Annotated in this window: 3 protein-coding genes; 1 reads left to right on the forward strand and 2 read right to left on the reverse strand. The window is 36.2% G+C overall.

The genetic code is table 11. The features are described 5' to 3' along the window. Positions 1-46: 46 nt before the first annotated feature. Complete coding sequence (gene can / locus A9G30_RS10550) at positions 47-706, forward strand: carbonate dehydratase (RefSeq protein WP_065567317.1); 660 nt, start codon at positions 47-49, stop codon at positions 704-706. 14 nt (positions 707-720) lie between these two features. On the opposite strand, the gene nrdG is transcribed toward can, so the two are convergent. After that, the gene (gene nrdG, locus A9G30_RS10555; protein WP_065582142.1) at positions 721-1,185 is read right to left on the reverse strand and encodes an anaerobic ribonucleoside-triphosphate reductase-activating protein; all 465 of its coding nucleotides are present in this window, start codon (positions 1,183-1,185) and stop codon (positions 721-723) included. A 16-nt stretch (positions 1,186-1,201) separates the two neighbouring features. Next, the gene (gene nrdD, locus A9G30_RS10560; protein WP_065588930.1) at positions 1,202-3,340 is read right to left on the reverse strand and encodes an anaerobic ribonucleoside-triphosphate reductase; all 2,139 of its coding nucleotides are present in this window, start codon (positions 3,338-3,340) and stop codon (positions 1,202-1,204) included. Between the last annotated feature and the right edge of the window lie 51 nt (positions 3,341-3,391).

Here is a 3,391-nt window from a genome sequence, read left to right on the forward strand (position 1 = left end):
ATATAATAATAAAAATAATAATGAAATAGATGAGGAAATATCAATTATGTTTGATGTACAAGATTTGATTCGTTTTAATCACGAATGGTCAGAAAAAATAGAGCAAGAAGATCCAGAATTTTTTAAACAACTTGCCATTGAACAAAATCCGAAATTTTTGTGGATCGGCTGCTCAGATAGTCGCGTTTCAGCAGAAAAACTTATTAAGCTAAAACCGGGTGAATTATTTGTACATCGAAATGTCGGTAATCTTGTAATACATACTGATTTAAACTGTTTATCAGTCGTTCAATATGCTGTAGATGTTCTTAAAATCGAAGATATCATTGTTTGTGGTCATCTAGGCTGTGGGGGAATTCGTGATGCGGTTGAAAATCCTGATTTAGGGTTAATTAATAACTGGCTGTTGCATATCCGCGATTTATGGTTTCGCAATAGCTCCCTACTAGGAGAATTCCCACCCGAAATTCGTTTGGATGTATTGTGTGAACTTAATGTGGTTGAGCAAGTCTACAACCTCGGCCACTCTACAATTATTCAATCAGCATGGCAACGAGGGCAAAAAGTGAATTTACATGGTTGGGTTTATGGAATTCATAATGGTAAAATTACTGACTTACACATATCCTCGTCAAGTAGCGAAAATCTAGAAATTAACTACCGTGAAGCGATTTCCTATCTTCTCAATTTACACAAATCCCAATAATTCACTAATCATTTTTATTTAAAACGATGGATAATTTGATTGCTGCTTCCTCGCCATAATAGACGAGGATCAGCAAGTTCTTGCACAAATTTTCCATCAATTAACACATCAATATAAGGAACAACAGCTTGTTGTTCAGCGGTTAACTCATCAAGCTTATACCCCGTCCAAAGCCAAATATCTTTATTATCGCATTCAGATTTAACACGTTGGACCAGTTTTAATATAGTTGGAACGTTCTGAGGATGCAAAGGATCACCACCAGAAAGCGATAATCCTTGACGTTTTATTTCGGTATCTTGTAAATCTTTAATAATTTGATCTTCAAGTGATTGAGTAAATGGCGAACCAGAATTGATACCCCATGTACTTTTGTTATAGCACCCTGGGCACTGATGTACACAGCCAGCAACGAAAAGAACACAGCGAGTTCCTTCCCCATTAACAACATCAACAGGATAATAACGATGATAATTCATAAATATTTATTGATTATTAACCAATTTGACCATTATTTAAATGTTTAACTCGACGTTTTACTTCTTCTTGTTTACCTGAATTGAATGGGCGAGCATCAGGACTACCTAAATATCCACAAACACGACGAGTAACCGATACTTTTGAAGAATCATGATTACCACAACTTGGGCAAACAAAGCCTTTGCTGGTACAAGAAAATTCACCGGTATAACCACATTCATAACATTCATCTATTGGCGTATTAGTCCCATAATAAGGAACTCGAGAATAACTATAATCCCAAACATCTTCTAACGCTTTGATATTATTAATCATATTTGGATATTCCCCATAGCAAATGAAACCACCATTGGCGACTTGAGGATAAGGTTTTTCAAATTCGATTTTTTCGTACGGATTAACCTTTTTCTCAACATCAAGATGGAAACTGTTAGTATAATAACCTTTATCAGTAACACCAGGAATTACACCAAACTCAGCCGTATCAAGCCGGCAAAATCGATCACATAAATTTTCGCTTGGCGTGCTATATAAACTAAACCCATAACCAGTTTCACTCTTCCATTGATCTACCGCATTACGTAAACGCTCAACAATTGCCACACCTTTTTTGCGTAATTTATCACTATCAAATGGATGCGTTTGATTTCCGTAAAGTGCATTTAATGTTTCATGAAGACCAATATAACCTAAAGAAATTGAAGCGCGACCATTTTTGAAAATCTCAGAAATATTGTCGTCTTCGTTAAGTCTCACACCACAAGCACCTTCCATGTATAAAATAGGAGCTACACGTGCTTTTACGCTATCAAGTCGAGCAATACGCGTCATTAATGCTTTTTTACATAGCGCTAAACGTTTATCTAAAATTTCCCAAAAGCGAGCTTCATCACCTTTAGCTTCTATAGCAATACGCGGTAAATTAAGGCTAATGACGCCTAAATTATTACGCCCATCATGAATTTGTTGGCCGTCTTCTTCATAAACACCCAAAAAGCTGCGACATCCCATTGGTGTTTTAAATGATCCTGTTACCTCAACGACTTTATCGTAATTTAAAATATCCGGATACATCCGCTTACTTGCACACTCAAGTGCAAGTTGCTTAATATCATAATTAGCATCGCCCTGTTTATGATTAATACCATCTTTAATTGCAAAAACCAGTTTTGGGAAAACCGCTGTCTTGTGATTTTTGCCAAGTCCTTTAATACGAACATTTAAAATAGATTGTTGAATTAATCGTGATTCCCAGCTAGTCCCTAACCCAAAGCCAAAAGTAACAAATGGTGTTTGGCCATTAGCGGTATGTAAAGTATTGACTTCATACTCTAGAGACTGAAACGCATCATAACACTCTTTTTCGGTACGGCTTTCAGCATAAGCTTCTGGATTTGGGATATTCCACTCTTCAGCCACTTTTTTGTGTTTGTTATAACTGATGGTAACAAATTTTGCTAAAACTTCATCAATGCGATTAATTGTCGTACCGCCATAAATATGGCTAGCAACTTGCGCAATAATTTGTGCCGTTACAGCTGCCGCTGTTGCAATTGACTTTGGCTGCTCAATTTCAGCATTACCCATTTTAAATCCGTTAGTTAACATACCATCTAAATCAATTAACATACAGTTAAACATTGGGAAGAATGGCGCATAATCTAAATCATGATAATGAATTTCACCGCAATCATGAGCTTGAGAAATGTCTTTTGGTAAAATATATTGTTTAGCATAATGCCTTGCCACGATACCCGCAAGTAAATCGCGCTGAGTCGGTATTACTTTGCTATCTTTATTAGCATTTTCATTTAAAATAGCAACATTACTTTGCTCAATTAACCCTCGAATATCTTGATTTAACCGACTACGCTCCTCTCGGGCACGATCGCGATCGTGACGATATTCAATATAAGTTCTCGCTAATTTTTTATAAGGACCTGACATTAACTGATTTTCAACTGCATTTTGAATTTCGTTAATATCAACACTATCATATTCACTCATTTGATTGGTCACAACACGAGCAACTGTTGCACAGTAATCTGGATCATGAACATTGGCTGCCACAGCAGCTTTAACAATGGCATCGTTAATTCGAGTCTCATCAAATGCAGTTTGACAACCATCTCGTTTAATTACTACAGGCATAATATGCTCCTCAATATTCATTAATAATTAGCAATTGGCATAGATTTATATCAG

This window comes from Gilliamella sp. Fer4-1, from assembly GCF_001690515.1.
In the GTDB taxonomy this organism is placed as follows: Bacteria; Pseudomonadota; Gammaproteobacteria; order Enterobacterales; family Orbaceae; genus Gilliamella; species Gilliamella apicola_C.

Bases quoted from the DNA above. Each gene is read 5' to 3' on its own strand.
- nrdG (WP_065582142.1), bottom strand. From the start codon at position 1,185: ATGAATTATCATCGTTATTATCCTGTTGATGTTGTTAATGGGGAAGGA.
- can (WP_065567317.1), top strand. From the start codon at position 47: ATGTTTGATGTACAAGATTTGATTCGTTTTAATCACGAATGGTCAGAA.